This is a genomic window from Actinomycetospora sp. ABD4_176 (genome assembly GCF_056311855.1).
The window spans coordinates 2,637,911-2,654,335 of record NZ_CM149974.1; the positions used below are offsets into that span (position 1 = coordinate 2,637,911).

At 74.6% G+C, this 16,425-nt stretch carries 16 protein-coding genes; 6 read left to right on the top strand and 10 right to left on the bottom strand.

The genetic code is table 11. The annotated features are described in order from the left end of the window. Nucleotides 1-121: 121 nt before the first annotated feature. Both ACYX4T_RS12755 and ACYX4T_RS12760 read right to left on the bottom strand, forming a co-directional pair. Nucleotides 122-916, bottom strand: coding sequence for an alpha/beta fold hydrolase (locus ACYX4T_RS12755; protein ID WP_476014861.1), 795 nt, complete (start codon nt 914-916; stop codon nt 122-124). A gap of 90 nt (nt 917-1,006) precedes the next feature. Beyond that, entirely contained in the window at nt 1,007-1,813 is an 807-nt protein-coding gene (locus tag ACYX4T_RS12760) for an SDR family NAD(P)-dependent oxidoreductase (protein ID WP_476014862.1), read from the bottom strand. 75 nt (nt 1,814-1,888) lie between these two features. Here ACYX4T_RS12760 and ACYX4T_RS12765 point away from each other — a divergent pair, with 75 nt between their 5' ends. Continuing rightward, complete coding sequence (locus tag ACYX4T_RS12765) at nt 1,889-4,267, top strand: xanthine dehydrogenase family protein molybdopterin-binding subunit (RefSeq protein WP_476014863.1); 2,379 nt, start codon at nt 1,889-1,891, stop codon at nt 4,265-4,267. A 35-nt stretch (nt 4,268-4,302) separates the two neighbouring features. Here the strand turns inward: ACYX4T_RS12765 and ACYX4T_RS12770 are convergent, their stop codons facing one another. Beyond that, complete coding sequence (locus ACYX4T_RS12770; RefSeq protein WP_476014864.1) at nt 4,303-4,548, bottom strand: hypothetical protein; 246 nt, start codon at nt 4,546-4,548, stop codon at nt 4,303-4,305. A 67-nt stretch (nt 4,549-4,615) separates the two neighbouring features. Beyond that, nucleotides 4,616-5,263 carry a TetR/AcrR family transcriptional regulator gene (locus ACYX4T_RS12775; RefSeq protein WP_476014865.1) on the bottom strand — a complete coding sequence of 216 codons (648 nt, stop codon included), beginning with the start codon at nt 5,261-5,263 and terminating at the stop codon, nt 4,616-4,618. A 282-nt stretch (nt 5,264-5,545) separates the two neighbouring features. On the opposite strand from ACYX4T_RS12775, the gene ACYX4T_RS12780 reads away from it, so the two are divergent. Both ACYX4T_RS12780 and ACYX4T_RS12785 read left to right on the top strand, forming a co-directional pair. Further along, on the top strand, nt 5,546-5,920 hold the full coding sequence (locus tag ACYX4T_RS12780) for a hypothetical protein (protein ID WP_476014866.1): 375 nt from the start codon (nt 5,546-5,548) through the stop codon (nt 5,918-5,920). A gap of 9 nt (nt 5,921-5,929) precedes the next feature. Further along, nucleotides 5,930-6,682, top strand: a complete 753-nt coding sequence (locus ACYX4T_RS12785; RefSeq protein WP_476014867.1) for an SDR family NAD(P)-dependent oxidoreductase — start codon at nt 5,930-5,932, stop codon at nt 6,680-6,682. Here the strand turns inward: ACYX4T_RS12785 and ACYX4T_RS12790 are convergent. Continuing rightward, nucleotides 6,646-7,770: an LLM class flavin-dependent oxidoreductase gene (locus ACYX4T_RS12790; protein WP_476014868.1), complete on the bottom strand. Its 1,125-nt coding sequence runs from the start codon at nt 7,768-7,770 to the stop codon at nt 6,646-6,648. The two genes, ACYX4T_RS12785 and ACYX4T_RS12790, sit on opposite strands and share 37 nt — an antisense overlap. 69 nt (nt 7,771-7,839) lie before the next feature. On the opposite strand from ACYX4T_RS12790, the gene ACYX4T_RS12795 reads away from it, so the two are divergent. After that, nucleotides 7,840-9,150, top strand: a complete 1,311-nt coding sequence (locus tag ACYX4T_RS12795) for a phytoene desaturase family protein (RefSeq protein ID WP_476014869.1) — start codon at nt 7,840-7,842, stop codon at nt 9,148-9,150. On the opposite strand, the gene ACYX4T_RS12800 is transcribed toward ACYX4T_RS12795, so the two are convergent. Both ACYX4T_RS12800 and ACYX4T_RS12805 read right to left on the bottom strand, forming a co-directional pair. After that, nucleotides 9,147-10,910 carry a class I adenylate-forming enzyme family protein gene (locus ACYX4T_RS12800; RefSeq protein WP_476015267.1) on the bottom strand — a complete coding sequence of 588 codons (1,764 nt, stop codon included), beginning with the start codon at nt 10,908-10,910 and terminating at the stop codon, nt 9,147-9,149. The two genes, ACYX4T_RS12795 and ACYX4T_RS12800, sit on opposite strands and share 4 nt — an antisense overlap. A gap of 125 nt (nt 10,911-11,035) precedes the next feature. Beyond that, entirely contained in the window at nt 11,036-11,806 is a 771-nt protein-coding gene (locus ACYX4T_RS12805) for an enoyl-CoA hydratase/isomerase family protein (protein ID WP_476014870.1), read from the bottom strand. A 57-nt stretch (nt 11,807-11,863) separates the two neighbouring features. On the opposite strand from ACYX4T_RS12805, the gene ACYX4T_RS12810 reads away from it, so the two are divergent. Further along, nucleotides 11,864-13,066, top strand: coding sequence for an enoyl-CoA hydratase-related protein (locus tag ACYX4T_RS12810; RefSeq protein WP_476014871.1), 1,203 nt, complete (start codon nt 11,864-11,866; stop codon nt 13,064-13,066). Here ACYX4T_RS12810 and ACYX4T_RS12815 read toward each other — a convergent pair. From ACYX4T_RS12815 to ACYX4T_RS12825, 3 genes are read right to left on the bottom strand one after another with little or no spacing between them, the layout of a single operon-like run. Continuing rightward, nucleotides 13,063-13,647: a TetR/AcrR family transcriptional regulator gene (locus ACYX4T_RS12815; RefSeq protein ID WP_476014872.1), complete on the bottom strand. Its 585-nt coding sequence runs from the start codon at nt 13,645-13,647 to the stop codon at nt 13,063-13,065. The genes ACYX4T_RS12810 and ACYX4T_RS12815 overlap by 4 nt on opposite strands. Continuing rightward, the gene (locus tag ACYX4T_RS12820; RefSeq protein WP_476014873.1) at nt 13,628-15,190 is read right to left on the bottom strand and encodes an AMP-binding protein; all 1,563 of its coding nucleotides are present in this window, start codon (nt 15,188-15,190) and stop codon (nt 13,628-13,630) included. Before ACYX4T_RS12820 ends, ACYX4T_RS12815 begins: the two co-directional genes overlap by 20 nt. Beyond that, nucleotides 15,187-15,696 (bottom strand): ester cyclase, encoded by a 510-nt coding sequence (locus tag ACYX4T_RS12825; RefSeq protein WP_476014874.1) that lies wholly within the window; start codon nt 15,694-15,696, stop codon nt 15,187-15,189. Before ACYX4T_RS12825 ends, ACYX4T_RS12820 begins: the two co-directional genes overlap by 4 nt. A 74-nt stretch (nt 15,697-15,770) precedes the next feature. On the opposite strand from ACYX4T_RS12825, the gene ACYX4T_RS12830 reads away from it, so the two are divergent. Continuing rightward, nucleotides 15,771-16,400 (top strand): TetR/AcrR family transcriptional regulator, encoded by a 630-nt coding sequence (locus ACYX4T_RS12830; protein WP_476014875.1) that lies wholly within the window; start codon nt 15,771-15,773, stop codon nt 16,398-16,400. Nucleotides 16,401-16,425: the final 25 nt, after the last annotated feature.

Consider the following 16,425-nt stretch of genomic DNA (forward strand, 5'->3'; position numbering starts at 1 on the left):
GTGCAGGCGAGCCGCGCCACCGTCGACGGCTCGGGGAGATCACGAGCACCTCACGCACCTCACGCACCTCACCGACGCGCCGGACGTGCACCAGGTGCTCGTGATCTCCCGCGCGCCCGCCTCACGCGTCCAGGAACGACGTCACGACCTCCAGCACGAGCGCGGTGCGGGCGAGGCCGAAGAAGTGCGTGGTCCCGGGCAGGACCGCCAGCTGGGACGCCGGAACGCCGACGAAGTCGCCGTTGACGTCACCGCCGCGCAGGCGCAGGAAGCGCACCGCGTGCTCGAGACGCACCGCGTCGCAGTCCCCGACGGTGATCAGCGTCGGGGCCGCGATGCCGGCGATCTGCTCGTCGTCCCAGCCGTCGTCGGCGAACGCCCCGAGCTTGTCGAGCAGGCCCTGCAGGCCCTCGGGGTGCGGCGACTTCGCGCGGTAGGCCTCCGCCATCGGCGTGCCCTCGATCATGTCGACGGTCATCGCGCCGACCGCCTCGGCGTTCTCGGGGCGCATGCCGTCGGACGTGACGGACGCCGACGACACGACGATCCGCCGCACCAGCTCGGGGTGGTGCACGGCGAGCTGCAGGGTGACCGCGCCGCCGATCGAGAAGCCGCACACGTCCACGCGCGGGACGCCCAGGTGCGCCAGGAGCGCGACGACGTCACGGGCCAGGGCGGCGCTCGAGAGCGGGCGGTCGAGGTCGTTGGTGCGCCCGTGGCCCTGGAAGTCGGCGGCGATCACTCGTCGGCCCGCCGCCAGCCCGGGGAGCAGCGCGCCGAACTGCTGGTCGATGTCGAACAGCCCGCCGTGCAGCAGGAGCAGGGGGGTGCCCTCGGCGTGCTCGTCGCCGTGGACCTCGTAGTACATCCGCAGATCGCCGAGCGGGGCGTGACCAGTGCTGGTGGGGGTGCTCATCGGGGTCTCCGTCCACGCGGTCGGTGAGGGTCTCGCCCCCGCGTCGAACGACCCCGCACGCCTTCGACACGCCCCCTGAGAAATCGTCCGTCAGGCGTCGAAGAGATCCATCCCCGCGTCGAGGGCCGGGAGCAGCAGGGACCGGGGGGCGAGGCGGCCGCCGAGCGCGCCGAGCTGGTTGAGCAGGCCCGGGGTGACGCTGCGGTCCCCCCGCACCATGGCCTCGACGCCCACCTCGGCGACGTCGGCGGCCTCGCCGACGAGGAGGTCGGGCACGCGGTCGAAGGCGTCGGTCCCGGCGGCGTCGGCGAAGCCGGTGCGCGTGAGGCCGGGGCTCACGGTGGTCAGGGTGACCCCGCTGCCGGACAGCTCGGCGTGCACGGCCTCGGAGAACGACTGCACGAAAGCTTTGCTCGCGGCGTAGGACGCGGCGCCGGGCAGCGGCTGGAACGCGGTGATCGACGATACGTTGAGCAGGGCGCCCGGCCGCCCGCGGCGGACCAGGGCCCCGACCGCGGCGACGGTCAGGTCGTGCAGCGCGAGCACGTTGAGGCGTACGAGGCCGTCGAGCGCGGCCCGCTGCTCGGCGTCGTCGGCGAGCTCGGCCACGCGGCCGGTGACGCCGAAGCCCGCGGCGTTGACGAGGCCGACGACGCGCTCGTCGTCCAGCAGCCCGCGGGCGGCGTCCAGTCCCGCGTCCGTGCCCAGGTCCGCGGCGTGCACCTCGTGCTCGGGTCCCAGCTCCCCCGCGAGCTCGGTGAGCGCGTCCTCGCGCCGGGCCACGAGCAGGGTCGGGTAGCCGCGCGCGGCGAGGGCGCGCGCGACGGCGGCGCCGATGCCGGAGGACGCCCCGGTGACGAGGACGCGTGTGTCGGGACCGGGCGGCGGCAGCGGCATGATCTCCGAGTACCCGCCGGGCTTGCGTTCGAGCGCACTCGAAGGCCTAACGTCCGAGGGGTGCCTGGTTCGATCATGGGAACGGCCGTCCGCCGTGTCGAGGACCCGGAGCTGATCCGCGGCCGCGCCACGTACGTCGACAACATCGTGCCCTCCGGGGCGCTGCACTGCGTCTTCGTCCGCTCGCCGCTGGCGCACGCGCGCCTCGGGTCGGTCGAGGTCGCGAAGGCCCGGGAGGCGTCCGGCGTGGTCGCGGTCCTCACGGGCGAGGACATGACCGCGATCCCCGACCACCGCCCGTTCATGGTGCTCAACGACGCCTGCGCGCGGCCGCTGCTGGCCCGCGGGAAGGTGCGCTTCGTCGGCGACATGGTGGCCGCGGTGATCGCGACGACCCGCGCCGAGGCCGTCGACGCCGCCGAGCTCGTCGAGATCGACTACGACCCGCTCGAGCCCGTCGTCGACCCGGAGGCCGCGCTCGCCGACGGCGCCCCGCTCCAGTTCGAGGAGCTCGGCAGCAACCTCGCCGCCGGGTTCCGCGACCCCGACGACGTCCGGCCGTTCGAGGGCGCCGACGTCGTGGTGCGCGCGCGGATCGTCAACCAGCGCCTGGCCGTCGCGCCGATGGAGGGCAACGCGGTCACCGCGACGCCCGGCGGCGCGGACCAGGCCTACGACATGACCGTCCACGTCTCGACCCAGATGCCCCACGGCCTGCGCGACCAGGTCGCCGCGCAGTGGGGCTGGGAGACCGAGCGGGTGCGGGTGATCGCGCCGCACGTCGGCGGCGGGTTCGGCGGGAAGGCGGGCCTCGCGCCGGAGCACGCGGTGGTCGTCGAGGCGGCGCGGCAGCTGGGCCGGCCCGTCACGTGGACCGAGACGCGCTCGGAGAACCTCACCGCCATGCCGCACGGCCGCGGCCAGGTGCAGTACGGCGAGCTCGGCCTGCGCCGCGACGGCACGATCGTCGGGCTGCGCGCGCGGGTCGTCGGCGACGCCGGCGCCTACGCCGGGTTCGGCGGCGCGCTGACCCTCGGGCCGACGCGCAACATGGCCCAGGGCGTCTACCGCATCCCGACCGTCGCCTACGACGGCGCCGCCGTGCTGACCACGACGACGCCGATGGGTGCGTTCCGCGGGGCCGGCCGCCCGGAGGCCGCGGCGATGCTCGAGCGCCTGGTGGACATGGCCGCCCACGAGCTCGGACAGGACCCCGCCGAGCTGCGGCGGAGGAACTTCCTGCAGCCCGACGAGTTCCCGCTCACCACGCAGACCGGCTCGCTCTACGACTCCGGCGACTACGCCCACGCCCTCGACGAGGCGCTGCGCGCGTCCGGGTACGAGGCGCTGCGCCGCGAGCAGGCACAGCGGCGCGACCGCGGCGACCGCGTGGCTCTGGGCATCGGGCTCGCGGTGTACGTCGAGGTCACCGCGGGCGGCGGCGGGTCCGAGTACGGGTCGGTCAGCGTCGACGACGACGGCGGCGCGACGGTGTCGGTGGGCACCTCGGCGCACGGCCAGGGGCACGCGACGTCGTTCGCGATGATCGTCGCCGACCGGCTCGGCATCCCGATGGAGCAGGTGCGGTTCGTGCAGTCGGACACCGCGGCGGTCCCGCGCGGGGGCGGCACGGGCGGCTCGCGCTCGCTGCAGCTCGCCGGGTCGAGCGTGCTCGTCGCCGCGGACACCGTGCTCGAGCGGGCGCGCGAGGTGGTCGCCGCCGCGCTGGAGGCCGACGCCGACGACATCACCGCGGTCGACGGGGTCGACGGTCAGGGCGGCCTCGGCGTCGCGGGCGTCCCGGACCGCGCGCTGTCGTGGCGCGAGGTGGCCGTCGCGGCCGGCGAGCAGGGGGTGTCGCTGTCGGAGGTCCGCGACGAGGCGCAGCCCGGCGCGACCTACCCGTTCGGCGCGCACGTCTCGGTCGTCGAGGTCGACCTCGACACGGGCCGGGTCACGCCCGTGCGCCACGTCGCGGTCGACGACTGCGGCACCGTCCTCAACCCGACCCTCGTCGCCGGGCAGCAGCACGGCGGGCTCGCGCAGGGCATCTCGCAGGCGCTGTGGGAGGGCTTCTCCTACGACGCCGACGGCAACCCGACCTCGGGCACGTTCGCGGCCTACCTGCTGCCCACCGCGGCCGAGGTGCCGAGCTACGAGGCGTCGTCGACCGAGACCCCGACGCCCTACAACCCGCTGGGCGCCAAGGGCATCGGCGAGGCCGCGACGATCGGGTCCACGCCGGCGGTGCAGAACGCCGTCGTCGACGCCCTCGCCCCGCTCGGGGTGCGCCACGTCGACATGCCGCTCACCCCCGGCCGGGTGTGGCGCGCGATCCGCGACGCCGAGGCCGGCTCCCCCGCCGACCCGTGGACCGACCCGCCGTCGTTCTTCGCCGACCTGCCCGTGCGGGGCGCGTCGGCGGACCCGGAGGCGGCGTCGGTCGACGTGTGAGCGGCGCCGGGCGGCGCTGCTCGGCCTGCGGCTGCTCAGCCGGCGCTGCGGGGCGCGACCGGCCAGGTCGCGCACACCCCGCAGTGCCGGCGCTGCGCCTCGGCGTCCTCGCCGGCCGCCCACGCCCGCACGACCTCGACCGCGCGCGACCGGCGCCCGGCGGGGATCTCCTCGGGGGCGTGGTGGTGCAGGGAGCCGTCGGCGATCGCGGCGCGCACCTGCTCCACGCCGGCGCGGACGCGGGCGGCGTCGAGCGGGGCGAGATGGTGGGAAACGGTCATGGAACGGACATCGGCACGACGCGACCCCGACTCGATCACTCGATCGGGGCGGCGTGCCGGCTCGACCTCACCGCTCCCGCTGCTCGCCCGGGACGCCGCCGCACCCGGCCCACACCATCGCGGCCGTGCGGGGCGCCCAGTCCTCGGCGAGCGCCTCGCCGCGCACGGCGTGCGCGAGCCACGAGCCGGTGAGCAGATCCTCGGCGGTCGCGTGGTCGGCCGCGGCGCGCAGGGCACCGGCCTCGGTCCCGGCGCGCAGGCACGCGCGCAGGCGCTCGCGCCACGGGTCGACGAGGCGGTGACGGATCTGCGCGCGCACCCGCGCGTCGGTGTCCCCGACGAGCGCGATCGCGACGAGTGCGGTGGCGTCGTGCTCCACCACGAAGCGTCGGAGGCGGGCGAGCTCGGTCACGAGGTCGGCGAACGGATCGCCGGAGGCGGGCACGGGCCCGCCGTCGTCGACCGTGGCGAGCGCCGCGAGAGCGAGCTCGACCCGGCCCGACCAGCGGCGGTACACCGCGGCGCGCGTCGTGCCGGCCTCCTCGGCGATCGCCGCGACCGACAGGCCGGCGAGACCGTCGCTGCGCAGGTGGCGCAGGGCCACCTGCAGGACGAGGCGGTCGATCTCGGCGTTGCGGGGCCGCCCGCTCGTGTGGCCCGCACCGTCACCGAGGATCGGTGACGGCCGCTCGAGGTCCTGCTCGGCGCGAGGCATGCTCTGAAGGTGGCCCCGGCGCACCGATACACAAACGTGTCGTATCGCTGCGCTCGGTCACCATGCCGACGACGACCAAGCGATCTCACCCCCGGCAACAGCTTATTGGACCGTTCGAGTGGCAGCTGTGGCCGCGAACCGACCCGGGACCCTCCGCACTGACACAGAACGTGTTGCTTCACCGCTGTGGCACAGATAACGTTTGTCCCGATTCGATACATGGCTGCTGTGTATCGCCGGGCGGCGCGAGCAACGGGACAGCGGCGGGGAGGACGACACGAGATGATCACCAATCGGGATCTGGACGTCATCGGCCTGCCGACCCTGCCCGCGCCCGCACCACCGCGCGACGACGACGCGGCGGTGTTCGAGCTCGTGCGCGAGGCGGCCCCCTACCGCGACGGCTGGGTACTGCTCTGCCGCCGCGGCGGCCGCGTCACGTGGTCGATGCCCCTGGCCCCGCGGGGCGCCGCCCCGCGCGTCCGCCCGGCCGTGGCCCAGGCCGTCGCCGTGCGCGTGCTCACCGAGCAGGGCGTGTTCGTCAGCGGGTGGAACCAGGTCCACCCCGTCGACCTCCGTGACGACACCCCGCACTTCGTCGCCCGCCGGCCGGTCGGGGCGACGACGCTGCCCGCGGAGAGGGCACCCGCGATCTAGCCTCACGGGGTGGGCGGACCGTGGGCGCTGGTGGCGGGCGGGTCCGGCGGCATCGGGCGGGCGATCGGTCGCCGCCTCGCCGCCGACGGCTGGGACGTGGCGCTGACCTACCGGTCGCGCCCGGACGCGGCGGCCGATGCCGCCCGCGAGGTCGAGGACGCCGGGCGCCGGGCGGTCACCGTCGCCCTCGACCTCACCGATGCCGCCGCGACGGCCGAGGTCGTGCGCACCGTCACCCCCGAGCCGCCGTCGGCGGTGGTCTACGCGTCCGGCCCCCACATCCCGATGCGCTACCTCTCGGACATCACCCCGGAGCGCTACCGGGAGCAGATCCTCGGCGACACCGTCGCCGCCTACAACCTGTTCCACCCGTCGCTCGCCGTCCTGCGCGAGACCCGCGGCAGCATCGTCGCCCTCACCACGCCCGCCGTCGAGCGCTACGCGAAGAAGGACGCGCTCTCGTCGGCGCCGAAGGCGGGCGTCGCCGCGACCGTGCGCGGAATCGCGGCCGAGGAGGGCCGCTACGGGGTGCGCGCCAACTGCGTCGGCGTCGGGCTGATCGAGGGCGAGGGGATGTGGCGCGAGCTCGTGGCGCGCGGCGACTACACCGACGAGCTGCTCGCCACCGCGCGCCGCAACCTCGCGCTGCGCCGGTTCGGCTCGGTCGACGACGTGGCCGAGCTCGTCGCGTTCCTCGTCTCGTCGCGGGCCGGCTGGATCACGGGTCAGACCGTGGACGTCGACGGCGGGTACGCGCTGTGAGCCGGTGAGCCGATGTCGCGGTGGGTGTCGACCGCGGCCAGGCGCGGCAGCACCTGCTCGCTGTAGACGTCGAACGACCGCTGCGCGACGTGCTGGGGCATGCCGCCGAAGGCGAAGAGGTTGACCACACCGCCGGCGTCGAGGGCGCGCACCCGCTCGACGGTCTGCTCGACGAGCTCGTCGGGGGTGCCGCCCATCTGCAGGTCGGCGAGGAAGCGGCTGAACGCCGGCAGCCCGTGCCTGTCGATGTTGCGCCGCAGCCCCGCGTAGTACTCGTAGCCCGGGACGTGCTCGAGGCGGGCGTCGGTGAACTCGTAGTGGTCGATCGTCGATCGCGCGTAGGCCGTGGCGTACTCGTCGTGCAGCTCGCGGGCGCGGACAGGGTCGGGGTCGACGGTCGTGAAGTTGACGAGCACGGGCGCGGGCGGGTCGACGCCGTGGAGCGCGCGGAACAGCTCGCGGTACTCCGTGGTCTCGCGGACGGTGACCGCCCACGGTTTCTGCGCGATGAGCATCAGCCCGTAGCCCAGCGTCGCCATGATCTTCGCGGACTCCGGTGACACCGCCGAGGCGTAGGTCCGCGCGCGGAACGAGGTGAACGCCGGCGGGTGCAGCTCGGCGCGCGGCTGGCGGTAGAGCGGGCCGTCGGCCTCGATCACCCCGGTCTCGAGCGCTCCCGAGATCGCGCTCGCGTACTCGACGAACCGCTGCCGCGACTCCCCCATCTCGAGCCGGAACCCGTCGAACTCGATCGAGCCGAGCCCGCGCCCCAGCCCGAGCACCACGCGCCCGCCGGACACCGAGTCCAGCCACGCGATCTCCTCGGCCACCCGCACCGGGTCGTGCCACGGCAGCACCACGACCATCGTCCCCAGGCGCGCGGTCGTCGTGCGGCCGGCGAGGTAGGTCAACAGCTGCGCCGGGTTCGGCATCATGTGGTACCGCGTGAAGTGGTGCTCGGCGGTCCAGATCGAGCCGAAGCCGCGTGGCTCGGCCTGGTCGGCCAGCGCGAGCCCGCCGCGGACGACGTCGTGGTCGTCGCGCCCGTCCTCCAGGCCCTGGAAGAACAGTCCCATCCCGACGTGCACGGCTGCCCCCTCGACGATTTCTGAATACAGACTAGAAAAACTCGGTCGCGTGGGCAACGATCCGGACCCATGGAGCGCCACGAGGTCGACGTCCTGGTGATCGGCGCGGGTGCGGGCGGGCTGTTCACCGCGGCCCGCCTGGCCCACCGCGGCTACCGCACGCTGGTGGTCGAACGCCTCGACCGCGTCGGCGGCCGCGCGTCGAGCGAGGTCATCGACGGCTTCACGGTGAACAACGGCGCGATCGTCATCGAGACCGGCGGGATCACCGAGCAGACGTTCGCCGAGGTCGGCGCGCGCTTCGACGTGCGGCCGGCCCGGCCGCCGATCCTCTACCGCCTCGGCGGCAAGGACGTCGACGTCACCGGCGGCGGCTGGGGGTTCCTGCTGGGCAAGCTGACGCGGCAGGGCGCGAAGCTGCTCGACGGTCTCGGCGCGGCCCGGACCGACGACGGACTGCCCGACGGCGAGCTGTCGACGGCCGACTGGGTGCGGCGGTACACGAGCAACGAGAAGGTCCACGGGATCTTCCGCAACATGTGCGCGTCGATCTTCGCCGTGTCGTCGGAGGACCTGCCGGCCGCGGTCTTCCTGACCTACTTCACCCGGCGCAGCGCGTTCAAGAAGTTCGGCTTCTGCCCCGAGGGCACGATCGGCGTCTGGCGCGCGCTCGCCGACGCCGTCGAGGGCACCGGGCGGGGCGAGGTGTGGCTGGACAGCGAGGTGACCTCGCTCGACCTGGGTCCCGACGGGACGGTGGCCGCAGCGACCGTGGTCCGTGGTGGCCGGCCCGTGTCGGTGTCCTGCCGGGTCGCGGTCAGCGACGCCGGGCCCGCCGCGACCGCGGACCTCGTCGGGCGCGACCGCCTGCCCGCCGACCACACCGCCAGCGTCGACACCACGCCGTGCGCCATGCTCGTCGTGAACTTCGCGAGCCGGGAGCCCCTCGTGGACGCCCCCGGGCTGCTGAGCTTCGCCACCACCCGGCGCCTGTGCTACGTCGCCAACTTCACCGCGACCTGCCCGGAGATGGCCCCCGAGGGCTGGCACCTCTACAACGGCACGTCGGTGCCCGAGCCCGCGACCGGCGACTTCGACGCCGACCGCGAGCTCGACCTGCTGCACGCCGACCTGCGTGACCAGATCCCCGGCGTCGACGGCGCGCGCGTCCTGTCCACGACCGTGTGGCGCGACGCCTGGCCGCCGCAGCGCGCCGTGGCCGGCCACGACCTACCGCACACCACGCCGATCGCGAACCTCTGGAACGTCGGCGACGCGGTGAAGCAGTACGCCAACGGCGGCACGACGGCGTGCGCCGAGACCGCCGCGCTCGTGGTCGACGAGATCGCGGCACGGTTCCCGGTGGCGGCGCTGCGTTAGGCCGGGGCGGGCGCGGTCTCGGACTCGGACTCGGACTCGGGCTCGGACTCGGTCTCGGGCTGCTCGGCCACCATCCGCGCGAGCCGGAACTTCTGCACCTTGCCCGTCGGCGTGGTCGGCAGGTCTCCGGCCTCGAGGAACACCACGCGCCGGGGCACCTTGAACCGCGCGAGCTGCTCGCGGCACAGCGCGACGAGGTCGTCGGCCGTCACGGCAGCGCCGGCCTTCGGCACCACGCACGCGACCCCGATCTCGCCCCACCGGTCGTCGGCGACGCCGACCGCGAAGGCCTGGCTGACGCCCGGGTGGCGCGAGAGGACCTCCTCGACCTCCTTGGGCATGACGAGCTCGCCGCCGGACTTATAGAGCTCCTTGCTGCGCCCGGTGAGCACGACGTAGCGGTCCTCGGTGAGGTAGCCGAGGTCGCCCGAGCGCACCCAGCCCTCCTCGTCGAGGGCCTTCGCGGTCTCCTCGGGCTTGCCCCAGAAGCCGAGCATGTTCGTCGGCCCGCGTGCGGCGAGCTCGCCCTCGGCGCCCGGCGGCAGCGGCTCGCCGGTCAGGACGTCGATCGTCCGGTACTCGGTGAGGTCGCCACTGTCCGGGAGCCCGGCGGCACCCGCGAGCTTGACCCGCCCGACGGTCCCCGAGAGCCGCTCGAACGGGTCCTCGGGCAGCGTGAGCGTCATCGCGCCGCCCTGCTCGGTCATGCCGTAGCCGGTGACGATCTCGTCGACGCCGAGGGTGTCGCGGACCTTCTCCCACAGCCACACCGGCGCCGGCGCGGCCCCCGAGAGGATCGCGCGCAGGCTGGAGAGGTCGCGGGTGGCGAGGTCGGGGTGCTCGAGGATCGCGACGGTCATCGTGGGCACGCAGAGGATGTCGGTGGCGCGGTGGCGCTCGATGCCCTCGAGGTAGCGGCCGGGGTCGAACGCGGTCTGCGGGACGATCGCGCCGCCGACCATCATCGCCGCCATGAGGCCCTCGACGTAGCCGAACATGTGGTAGCAGGGCAGCGAGAACAGGATGCGCCGGCCGTCCTCGAACGCCCGGGTCAGCGCCGACGCGTAGCCGGTGCGCTGGCTCGCGTCGTGGGTGATGAGCACGCCCTTGGGCGAGCCGGTGGTGCCCGACGTGTAGAGGATGTCGGCGACGTCGTCCGGTGCCGCACCCCGGTCGGCGCAGCCGCCGGGGTGCTCGCGGCCCAGCGCCTCGAGGTCCTCGACCGAGCCGACGCCCTCGCGGACCCGGCCGTCGGTCGACAGCGTCACCACCCCGCGCAGCTCCGGCAGCGCGTCCTGCTCGCCGCCCTCGATCCCACCCGAGTCCCACCCGGGGGCGATCTCGTCGAGCATGCCGAGGTGGTCGAGCCCGGCGAACCCGGTCATGGTGATGAGCAGGTTGCACTGCGACTGCTCGAGGACGTAGTGCAGCTCCTCGGTGCGGTAGAGGTAGTTGAACGGGATCGCGACCGCCCCGGCGCGCGAGATCGCGAACTTCAGCGGCACGAACTCGACGTAGTTCGCCATCACCAGCCCGACCCGGTCGCCCGGGCGCACGCCCAGCGCGACGAGGCCGTCGGCCAGGCGCCCGGTCCACGCGGCGACGTCGGCGTAGGTCACCGTGCGCTCGTCGGTGATCACCATCGGGCGGTCGCCGAACTCCTCGGCGCACCGCTCGAGCCGCTCGTGCAGCGTCATCGGCGTCCACGTCGCGAACCGCTGCCGCAGCGCGTCCCGCCGTTCCTCGAGGCTCGCACCCATCACGCACCACTCCCCGGGCCGCATCCCCCGTTTTTTTAGTCGCGAGAAGAATACGGAGCAGCCGTGACCCCGACCACCGCCAGTTCCGTGGTCGAGCGGCTACCGGGCGTACACGACGAAACGGCTCACCGGGCGCGGAACCGGGCCAGGCGCTCGCTGACCGCCGGGTCGGCCAGGTGCTCGAGCACCACCTCGGTCTCGCGCGCCAGCCCGTCCTCGAGCGGGAGCCGCAGCCCCTCGTGCACCAGCCGCTTCGTCCGCGCGGTCGCTCCGGGGTCGGCGCGCCGCAGCCGCGCGACGACCTCGTCCACCAGCGCCTCGAACCCCGCCGCCGGCGCGCTGCGCCACGCCAGGCCGAGCGCCACCGCCTCGGCGCCGGAGAGCCGCTCGCCGAGCAGGATGTGGGTCAGAGCGCGCTGCGACCCGAGCAGCCGCGGCAGTCGCTGCGAGCCGCCGCCCGCGGGCACCTGGCCGAGGCGCGCGTGGTTGTCCGCGAGCACGGCGTCGTCGCGCACGACCACCACGTCGGCGGCCTGCACGAACTCGAACCCGCCCGCCGTCGCCGACCCCTCGACGGCCGCGACGACGGGCACCGGGAGCGTCGCCACGACCGAGCACGCGCGGTGGAACGCGTCGAACAGGCGGCGCAGCGCGTCGCTCCCCCTGGCGCGCAGCCGCGTCACCTCGTCGACGTCGCCGCCCGCGCAGAAGTGCCCGCCGGCGCCGCGCACGACGACGACGCGGGCACGGTCGGCGAGGTCGACGAGCGCGTCGTGCAGCCCGTCGGCGAGCGCGACGGTGATCGCGTTGCGGGCGTGCGGGCGGTTCAGGACGACGTGCCCGACAGCGCGGTCGGGGGGCCCGTCCACCCGGGCCAGCACGGGGTCCTCGGACACGGTGACTCCTCGGTCGGCGCATGTTTGAATCTACATTAGAAGAACGAGGAGGCCCGGATGGAGTCGCACGTGAAGAACGCCCGGTTGCTCTACGACGCGCTGGCCACGGGCGATCGCAGGGCGCTCGACGCGATCCTGGACCCGGCGTTCACGGGCGAGGCCACCGAGGGCCTGCCGTTCGGGCTGGGCGGGTCGCACGACGGCGCCGAGGCGATGGTCCGCGACTTCTGGTGGGCGATCGGCCGGCACTACCGCGCCCGCGCCGAGCCCGCCGAGTTCCTGGCGCTCGCCGACGGCGGGCTCGTCGTCCTCGGCCGCTACGTCGGCACCGCGCGCGACGGCGGCCGCGAGCTCGACGCCGCGTTCGCGCACGTCCTGACGTTCACCGACGACGGGCGGATCGCCTCGCTGCGCCAGTACACCGACAGCGCGCGCTGGGCCGGTGCCACGCGCGGCACGCCGGCCGGGCAGCGCGCGCTGCGCGTCGTCCGCTACGACGTCACCGACGGCCTCGCGACCATCGAGCTCGACCGCCCCGAGGCCGGCGGGGCGATCGACCCGACGATGGTCGAGGACCTCGACGAGGCCACCTTCCGCGTCGTGCACGACCCGGAGGTCCGCGCGGTCCTGCTCCGCGGCACCGGCCGGACCCTCTCGGTCGGCGGCGACCTCGCATTCTTCGCCGACGCCGCCGACGCGATCCCCGAGCGGCTGCGGTGGATCATCGACCGCTACCACGTGACGCTCGACCGGCTCGCCACGCTCGAGGCGCCGGTGGTGTGCGCGGTCCACGGCGCGCTCGCGGGCGGCGGGCTGGGCCTGGCGCACGTCAGCGACATCGTCGTCGCCGCCGACGACAGCCGCTTCGCCGTCGGCTACGGCGCGATCGGGCTGGCGTCGGACGGGGCGAACACCTGGTACCTGCCGCGCCTGGTCGGGATGCGGCGCGCCCAGGAGATGTTCCTGCTCAACCGCCCGCTGACCGCCCCCGAGGCGCTCGACGCCGGGCTCGTCACCGAGGTCGTGCCGGCCGACGGGCTCGCCGCGCGGGCCCACGAGATCGCCACGACCCTCGCCGCCGGGCCGACCCAGGCCTTCGGGCACATGAAGCGTCTCCTGCTCGCGAGCCAGGACAACGACCTCGCCGCCCAGCTCGCCGAGGAGACCCGCCGCATCACCGCCACGGGCGCGACCGACGACGCCCGCGAGGGGATCACCGCGTTCGTGGAGCGCCGGCGTCCGCACTTCCGCGGTCGTTAGTCCCCGGGCAGCCGCAACAGGGCGAACACGGCCTCCGCGGTCCGCGCCGGCGGTTGCCCGGCCAGGCCGGCGGCGTTGAGCGCGCCGAGCAGGAGATCGCGCACCTCGCCCGGCTCCGGCCCGGGGGCGAGCGTGCCGTCGGCCTGGGCGTCGGCGATCAGCTCCGACCAGCGCCGCAGGTACTCGCGGCGCAGCGCGCGGAACCCCGGGGGCTGGCGGGCGGCGAACTGCGGGGCGAGCACGACCACCGCGTAGTCCGACAGCTCCGCGAGCGCGCGCAGGTGTGCGTGGACGCCGGCGCGCAGGCGGTCGGCGGGCGTGTCACCGCGCAGCAGCGCCATCGCCTGGTCGAGGCGCCGCAGCGACGCGCTGATCCCTTCCTCGAGCACGGCCTCCACGAGCCGCTGCTTGGACGCGAAGTGGAAGTAGATGCTGCCCGTCTGCAGGTCAGCCGCCGCGGCGATCGCCCCCAGCGAGGCACCCGCCGGTCCGTGCCGCGCGATCTCGGCCGCGGCCGCGTCGAGGATCCGGCGGCGCGTGAGATCGCCCTTGCCGGGCAGCTCAGTGGATGCGCCTGTCATGACCGCGCCAGTATGGCTCCCGCAGGGTCGGCTTGATGACCTTCCCGGTCGCGGTGCGCGGCAGGGTCTCGACGAGGTCGACCGACTTCGGGCTCTGGAACCCGGCGAGCCGCGCGCGGGCGAACGCGATGATCCCGGCCGGGTCGGGGGTGGAACCCGCCGGCGGCACGACGACGGCCTTGACGGCCTCGCCCCAGCGATCGTCGGGCACCCCGATGACCGCGACCTCGGCGACCTCGGGGTGCTGGGCGAGCACCCGCTCGACCTCGGCGGGGTAGACGTTCTCGCCGCCGGTGACGATGCGGTCCTTGGCGCGGTCGACGAGGTGGATGCGCCCGGCGTCGTCGAGGCGGCCGAGGTCGCCGGTGCGCAGCCACCCCCTATCGGCGTGGTCGTCTGCTGGCGTCAGCGTCGCGGCCGTCTCCTCGGGGCGCCGCCAGTAGCCGACCATGTTCTGCGCCGAGCGCGTCCGGATCTCGCCGACCGCACCCGGTGCCACGTCGTCGCCGCTCTCCGGGTCGACGACGCGGAGCTCGGTCCACGGGTAGGGACGCCCCGCCGACGCCAGCGCCGGCCCGCCCTCGCGGTGCTCCTCGGCGGAGAGCTGCGCAAAGGCGCCCGTCGCCTCGGTCAACCCGTAGATCTGCACGAAGTCGCAGCGCAGCGCCACCATCGCCCGTTTCAGCGCGTCCTCGCCGATCGGCGAGCCGGAGTAGATCATCTGCCGCAGCCCGAGCGGTCGAGAGTCGATGCCCGGCACCGCGCACAGGGCGGCCAGCATCGTGGGGACGCAGAACGCCGTGGTGACGCCGTGCGCCTCGATCGCGTCGAGCACGTCGCCGGGGACGAAGTCGCGCACCACGACGGCGCGCGCGCCGCGGGCCATCCCGGCGAGCGCCCACGCCAGCCCGCCCATGTGGAACAACGGCATGGCGACGAGGCTGACGTCGCCGTCCCGGAAGTCCCACGCCCGCGCGATGTCGTCGACGAGCACGGCGAGGTTGGTGCCGGCGAACATCGCGCCCTTGGGGCGGCCGGTGGTGCCCGACGTGTAGAGCTGGAACGCGACGTCCTGAGGAGCCACCGCGCGCTGCGGGTCCTCGGGCGGTCCGACCCAGTCGCCGAAGGAGCGCGTGCCGCCGTCCCCGAGGACCACCACGTGCTGCACGCCCGGTCGCGCCGCCAGCGCGTCCGCGAGCACCGCGGCGACAGGCTCGTCCACGAGCACGACCGTCGCCCCGGAGTCGTCGACCATCGCCACGATCTCGTCGGTGGCGAGTCGCCAGTTCAGCGGCGTCAGCACGGCCGCGGCGAGCGCGGCACCGAAGAGGATCGGGAAGTAGCCCGGGTCGTTGCGCGCGACCAGCACCACTCGCTCACCCGGCGCCACACCGTCGCGGACCAGCGCGGCGGCCACGGCGCGCGCCTGCTCGCGCAGCACCGTCCACGTCGCCCCCGTGCCCGGCCTGCCCGCGGCCTCGACGGCGATCGCGTCGGGTGCCGCCGCGCACCGGTCGTCGAGCAGGGCGCGCAGGGTGGTCACCGCGACCCACCGCCGCCGGGACGACCGTGGACCCCGATCTGCTTCATCAGCCCGAGCAGGTCGTAGGTGGCGTTCAGGTAGCAGGCACGCCCGCCCCGGAAGTCGAAGACCTCCAGGCCCGCGAACGCGAAGGGCCGCCCGGTCCCGTCGATGCCGGGCGGATCGAGGCGGCCGGTGAAGTGCCCGGTGCCGCGCCAGTGGAACGCGACGCGCGCGCGGTCGTCGGCGAACAGCGGCGGCGCCGTCACCTCCCACTGCAGGTCGGGGTACGCGCCGAGGACGTAGGCGATGTAGCCCTCCGCGGCCGCCGGCCCCTGCACGTGCCAGCCGGTGTGCCGGGTGGTCGGGCTGTCGAGCACGAAGTCGTCGGTCAGCAGCTCGCGGCAGAGCTCGGGCCGGTTCTCGTTCCACGCCCGGATCCAGCCCTCGTACCAGCGCTCCGCGACCGCGCGCTCGGGCACCGCGACCGGTCCGGTGTCGCACGCCGGGACCACCACAGCCGTCATGCCGCCTCCTCGATCTAACGCTGGTTAGAATCTAACGGCATCCAGATTCGACGACAAGAAGTACGTTGTGCGCCGTGGCGTCGGTGACCCGTCGAGCGCACGGCTCCCGTGCCCAGCGGCGACAGGAGAACCTCACCAAGCTCCTGGTCGCGCTCGAGGACCTGCTCGCCGAGGGCGAGTCGTTCACCGAGGTGAGCGTCGAGCGCCTCGCCGCGCGCGCCGGCGTCTCGCGGTCGACGTTCTACGTGCACTTCGCGGACAAGGGCCAGTTGCTCAGCGAGCTGACCGCCGACGTCGTCGAGCAGCTGCTCACCGCCGGGCGCGCGTGGTGGGCGAGCGACCCGCCCGCCACCCGCGAGGAGATGCGCGCGCGGGCGGCGACGATCGTCGCCACCTACCGACCGCGCGCGGAGCTCATGCGCGCGGTGATCGACTCGTCGAGCCACGACCCCGCGGTCCGCGAGGTGTTCCGCGACCTCACGGGGCGCTACGTCAGCGAGATCGCCGCGCACATCCGCGCGGGACAGGCCGCCGGCACCGTGCGCCGCGACGTCCCGCCCGGACCGACCGCGCAGATGCTGACGGCGATGGCCGAGCGGGGCCTCGACCGCATGCTGCGCGGCGCCGACGACGACACGGCGCACGACGCCGTCGAGGCGTTCACCGCGATCGTCTGGAACACCCTCTACCGCGACGCGCCCTGAACCTGGACACTGTGTCCAGACACGG